This window comes from Sphingomonas sp. (genome assembly GCF_042095875.1).
Taxonomy (GTDB): domain Bacteria; phylum Pseudomonadota; class Alphaproteobacteria; order Sphingomonadales; family Sphingomonadaceae; genus Sphingomonas.
On record NZ_JBELMJ010000028.1, the window covers coordinates 1 to 5,603 of the forward strand.

The 5,603-nt window shown below is 71.6% G+C and carries 4 protein-coding genes; 1 reads left to right on the forward strand and 3 read right to left on the reverse strand.

Annotation, left to right across the window (positions count from 1 at the left end; genetic code table 11):
- Positions 1 to 1,185 (forward strand): lipopolysaccharide biosynthesis protein (locus ACFDS6_RS10810; RefSeq protein WP_375272174.1); only part of this gene is annotated, 1,185 nt, incomplete at its 5' end.
- Positions 1,186 to 1,313: 128 nt separating this feature from the next.
- Here the strand turns inward: ACFDS6_RS10810 and purH are convergent.
- From purH to rpe, 3 genes are all read right to left on the reverse strand, one after another.
- Positions 1,314 to 2,885 (reverse strand): bifunctional phosphoribosylaminoimidazolecarboxamide formyltransferase/IMP cyclohydrolase, encoded by a 1,572-nt coding sequence (gene purH, locus ACFDS6_RS10815; protein WP_375272175.1) that lies wholly within the window; start codon positions 2,883 to 2,885, stop codon positions 1,314 to 1,316.
- Between the two features lie 203 nt (positions 2,886 to 3,088).
- Entirely contained in the window at positions 3,089 to 4,867 is a 1,779-nt protein-coding gene (locus ACFDS6_RS10820; RefSeq protein ID WP_375272176.1) for a heparinase II/III family protein, read from the reverse strand.
- Complete coding sequence (gene rpe / locus ACFDS6_RS10825) at positions 4,864 to 5,526, reverse strand: ribulose-phosphate 3-epimerase (protein WP_375272177.1); 663 nt, start codon at positions 5,524 to 5,526, stop codon at positions 4,864 to 4,866. Before rpe ends, ACFDS6_RS10820 begins: the two co-directional genes overlap by 4 nt.
- Positions 5,527 to 5,603: the final 77 nt, after the last annotated feature.

Consider the following 5,603-nt stretch of genomic DNA (forward strand, 5'->3'; position numbering starts at 1 on the left):
CCGAACAGCTGGATCACCGGGCTCGACCGCTTCTTTCCGCTGATCATCCTCGCGCCCGCGCTCTCCGACGTGAGCCTGGCGGCACTCGCCTATCGCCACGACGTGAAGGCGAGCGTCACCGCGCGCGCGGTGGTGGAGCCGTGGACGCTGTCGGGCGCGGCCTACGCCTTCTCCTTCTTCACGCTGCGCGACGGGCTGATCCTCTCCTACGTCGCGTCGATGATCGCAGCGCTGATCGCCAGCATCGTGCCGCTGGTGCGCAGCTACGGTGTCCCGACCGGCTGGTCGCCGCAACTGCGCGGCCTGTTCGCGCTCGCGCGCGCCAACGCGCCGCTCGCGGGCGCCGACGCGCTCGAATGGGGCAGCCGCAACGTCGACCGGATCGTGCTCGGGCTGCTGTTCGCGCCGGGCGTCGTTGGCATCTACTACATGGCGCAGCAGGTCGCGAGCCTGCCGCAGAAGCTCAAGACCAGCTTCGACCCGATCCTCGGCCCCGTGGTCACGCAGAGCCTCGCGCGGCGCGATTACTCCGCGATCGCGCGGCAGGTGCGCCAGGTCGCGTTCTGGATCATCGCCGCGCAGCTCTGCCTGGCGCTGATGGCATCGATCCCGCGCAAGGCGGTGATGGCCTCGATCGGCCCGCAGTTCGAGAGCGGGGCGGCGGCCATGGTGTTCCTGCTGTTCGCGGAAGTGTTCGCCTCGACCGGCGCGGTCAGCGAATCCGCGCTCGTCTACATGGCGCGGCATCGCAATCTCGTCATCTCGGCGACGATGCTGGGGGTGCAGGTGGCGCTGTCGTTCGCGTTCGTGCTCGGCATGCGCGCGCTCGGTTTCGGGTTGACCGAGCAGGCGGCGGGCGCGCCGGTCGCGCTGATGGTCACATTGCTGCTGACCTCGGTCGTGAAGGCGCGCGTGCTGCGCCGGATGCTCGGCGCGTCGGTGTCGCCGGTGCGCTGGCCGCTCGCCTGGGCAGCGGCGGCGGCGGGGCTGGTCGGGGCGGCGTTCACGCTGCTGCCGCCCGGCTACCGCGCGGTCCAGCTCGCCGCCGGCATTCCCGCGACCGCGGCGGTCTACCTGTGGATGATCTGGCGCTACGCCTTCGGGCCCGAGGACCGCGCGCTGTTCACCAAGATGCCCAAGGCGGATGAAGCGACGCTGCCCAAGGAGGGCGGCGTCACGATCTGACCGAACGCGGCCTCACGTCATTCCGGGCTCGACCCGGGATCCCGCTTCTGTTCGAGCCGAGCGGGACCTCGGATCAAGTCCGAGGCGACGAGAGGGGAGACGCGCGCCCGCTCCCGTCATCGCCCCAATCAGTGGCGGAAGTGGCGCATGCCCGTGAACACCATCGCCAGCCCCGCCTCGTCCGCCGCCGCGATCAACTCGTCGTCGCGGATCGAGCCGCCCGGCTGGATCACCGCGGTCGCCCCCGCCTCGACCGCAGCCAGCAACCCGTCGGCGAACGGGAAGAACGCGTCCGACGCAACAGCCGAGCCGATCGTGCGAGGTTCGCCCCAGCCCGCCTTGTCGGCGGCGTCCTTCGCCTTCCACGCCGCGATCCGCGCGGACTCGAGCCGATTCATCTGCCCCGCACCGACCCCCGCAGTCGCGCCGTCCTTCGCGTAGACGATCGCGTTCGACTTGACGTGCTTGGCGATAGTCCAGGCGAACCGGCAATCGGCCAGCTCCTGCGCCGTTGGCTGGCGCTTGGTCACGACCTTCAGCATCTCGTCGGTGAGGGCGCCATTGTCGCGCCCCTGCACCAGCCAGCCGCCCGCGATCGACTTGGCGAACAACCCGCCGCGCGCCGCGTCGGGCAGATCGCCGGTCAGCAGCAGACGCAGGTTCTTCTTCGCCGCGAACAGCGCGATCGCCTCCTCGTCGGCGTCGGGCGCGACCACCACCTCGGTGAAGATGCCGGTGATCGCCTTCGCGGTCGCCGCGTCGAGCCGGCGGTTAAGCGCGATGATCCCGCCGAACGCCGACACGGTGTCGCACGCGAATGCCTGCGCGTAGGCGTCCTCCAGCGTTGCCGCGGTCGCGACGCCACATGGGTTGGCGTGCTTGACGATCACGCAAGTGGGCTGCGCGTCGCGGAACTCCGCCACCAGCTCCAGCGCCGCGTCGGCGTCGTTGTAATTGTTGTAGCTGAGCGCCTTGCCCTGCACCTGCCGCGCTTGGCCGACACCGCGCACGCCGTCGTTCGCGGCGTAGAAGGCGGCGGACTGGTGCGGGTTCTCGCCGTAGCGCAAGTGTTCGCCCACGCGGCGTAGCGTCAGCGGCAGCACCTCGGGGAAGGCCACGCCCTGGTCGACCTGCCCGAACCAGCGCGCGATCGCGCCGTCGTACGCCGCTGTCAGCGCGAACGCCTTCGCCGCCAGCCGCTTCCGGTCGTCGAGGCTGGTCTCGCCCTTTGCCACCAGCGCGTAGTCCGCCGGATCGGTCACGATCGCGACGTAGGCGTGGTTCTTGGCCGCCGATCGCACCATGCTCGGCCCGCCGATATCGATGTTCTCTACCACCTCGTCGCGCGCGGCGCCCTTCGCGACCGTCGCCTCGAACGGGTAGAGGTTGACCACGACCAGGTCGATCGCGCCGATGCCGTGCTCCTGCATCGAGGCGGCGTGGTTCGCGTCGTCGCGCACCGCGAGCAGCCCGCCGTGCACCACCGGGTGCAGCGTCTTGACGCGCCCGTCCATCATCTCGGGAAAGCCGGTCAGCTCCGATATGTCACGCACGTCGAGCCCGGCGTCGCGCAGCGCCTTCGCGGTGCCCCCGGTCGAGACGAGCTCGACGCCGCGGTCGGCGAGCGCGCGGGCGAGATCGACCACCCCCGTCTTGTCGGACACGGAGAGGAGCGCGCGCTTGATCGTGATGCTGGTCATAGGCGCGCGCCTTGGCCGCTCAGCGCGCGCGCTTCAAGACCCGAGCGGCACGACTGCGGGGAGCCGGAGCGTTTAGCCACAACTTCTTCCCGTCACCCCGGACTTGATCCGGGGTCCCGCTGCCTTCGCCTGTCCTGTCTGGGAAGCGGGATCCCGGATCAAGTCCGGGATGACGCGGAGTTAATTCGGTCGGGCGCTCTAAGTCACCGCGCGCGCTTGAACACCCAGTTGAGCGTCGCGCCGCCCGGATCGGCGCTGCCGCCCGCCACGATCTGCCGGGTCGGCACCATCTGCCCCTCGGGATCGATCCACACGCTGTCCTCGATCGTCACCGTCCCGCCCGCCAGGCGGAAATGCCACATCGCGCCCTGCGGCGTCACCAGCGTCGCGCCCAGCGCGTCGCCGCTCGCCGCCACCTCGACCCCCGCGCCGAGGTGGAAGCGCGCCGCGAACGGCACCGCGCCGCGCCCCCGTCCGGGGCCGTGCCGTTTCCACGCGGGCAGCAGCGCGTCCTCGCCGCGCAATTCCAGCCCGTCGACCGTCATCGTCAGCGTGCGGTGGTGGCGAAAGCCGAAGCGGCGCGCGTAGCCGTCGTGCCGCGCCTCGATCCGGCTGCCCGCGTCCGATTCCTGCCGCGACAGGTCGACCTCGCTCACCCCGCGCCCCAGCGACCCGTCGGGCAGCAGCGCGGTCGAGTTGGTGTCGGCCAGCACCAGCGTCGAGTGCGCCGCGGTGGAGCGCAATCCCGCCGCTAGACCCGCGTCGGCGACCAACAGCGCGCCGCCGCAGTTGACGATCAACCGCTCCTCACCGTCCGACAGCTCGAACGCCAGCGTCGAGGCGCACGCACCGGCGGCGCTCGGGCTGGTCGGCGGCGGGGCGGCGTCCATCACCAGCACGCTGCGCGCCGCCGCGATCCGCTGGTAACCGCGGTCGCTCGCCTGGCGTAGCGGGCGGCGCACGACGCGGCTGGCGGCCAGCACCGCCTGCACCGCGTCGAACGCGATCGGCCCCGCGCCCTGCCAGCTCGACAGCCCCGCGTCGCCCATCATCGTGCCGAGCAGCGCGGACACGCTGCGCGCCAGCACCTGCATCACCGGCTCGGGCAGCTCGAGCCGGCGCGCGTCATAGGCGGCGCGCAAGCATGCGAGCAGTTCGATCGCGTCCAGCTGGTCGCGCGGGGATCGGCTGGCGATCCCGCCGTCGCCGCCGATCGACACCGCCAGCGCGCGCTCCAGCCCGGCCTCGCCGATCGCGCGGCGCGGGTCGCCGCCCGGGATCAGCAACCCCGACGCCACCACGCCGCACCAGGCCGCGATCCGCCGCACCCCCGCGGGCGTCTTGTCGGCGGTGCGATCCAGGTGCCGCGCGCCGCGCGCGATCGCGCTCAGCACGCTGCTGCGATAGATCAGGTCGCTCGACGACAGCAGCAGCGGCGCGTGCGCGGTCCACATCAGCATGCGCCTGCCCCACAGATCGGGGCGCCAGCCGCGCTCGGTCACGCGCTCGCCATTGACCGCCAGCCAGCGCTGCGTCAGCACCTCGGCGGTGCGCGTCGCCTTGGCGCGGTCGGGCGCCGCCCACAGGTCGCGCAGCCAGGCGAAGCTTTGCGCGTGGTCGTCGAACGCGACACTGCCGATCGACGCGGCGAACGTGACCTCGTCCAGTGCGCGGAACTCGTTTCCCCACGCCAGCCAACCCGCGGTCAGCGCCTCACCGCGCTCGGCGTCGCCCGCGACCGGGTCGGCCGGCACCGCCAGCAGCTTGCGCGGGTAGCGGCCCTTCAGCCGCATGTCGTGGATCGGGGTGCGCCACGTCAGCCGGTCGAAGTAATCGACCACGCGCTGCCCGAGCGAGGCGCTGCCGTCGCCCGCGGCGCGCACCATGCGGTGGCCGGCGTCGATCGTGTCGCGCGCCTGGCTACCGGAATCCTGGCCCCCAGAACCCTGGCCGCCCGGCGCGTCGGCGTGGCCGTCGCTCATTCGCCCCGGATCGCGGCGATGTTGGCGGCGTATTGCTCGGGGCCGCCGCGGAAGGTGGCGGTGCCCGCGACCAGCGCGTCCGCGCCCGCGTCGATCGCGCGCCGCGCGGTGTCGGGATCGATCCCGCCGTCGACCTCCAGGTCGATGTCGCGCCCGGTGGCGTCGATCATCTTGCGGATCGCGGCGATCTTCTTGAGCTGGCTGTCGATGAAATGCTGCCCGCCGAAGCCGGGATTGACGCTCATCACCAGCACCAGGTCGACCATGTCGAGGAGATAATCGAGCATCTTGGCCGGCGTCCCCGGGCACAGCACTACCCCCGCGCGCTTGCCGAGCGATTTGATGTGCTGGAGCGAGCGGTGGATGTGCGGCCCCGCCTCCGGGTGGACGGTGATCGTGTCCGCCCCGGCCTCTGCGAACGCGTCCAGGTAGGCGTCGACGGGCGAGATCATCAGGTGGACGTCGAACGGCTTGGTGGTGTGCGGGCGGATCGCCTTCACCACCGCGGGCCCCATCGAGATGTTGGGGACGAAATGCCCGTCCATCACGTCGATGTGGATCCAGTCGGCACCCGCCGCGTCGATCGCGCGCACCTCCTCGCCCAGCTTCGCGAAATCGGCGGACAGGATCGAGGGCGCGATGCGGACGGCTTTCTGCATCGCGCAGCCCTAGCGCGCGTGGGCGTTATCCGCCAGCACGACGCAGCCGCGCGACGAAGAAGCCGTCGCACCCGCCC

Bases quoted from the DNA above. Each gene is read 5' to 3' on its own strand.
- rpe (WP_375272177.1), bottom strand. From the start codon at position 5,526: ATGCAGAAAGCCGTCCGCATCGCGCCCTCGATCCTGTCCGCCGATTTC.
- purH (WP_375272175.1), bottom strand. From the start codon at position 2,885: ATGACCAGCATCACGATCAAGCGCGCGCTCCTCTCCGTGTCCGACAAG.
- ACFDS6_RS10820 (WP_375272176.1), bottom strand. From the start codon at position 4,867: ATGAGCGACGGCCACGCCGACGCGCCGGGCGGCCAGGGTTCTGGGGGC.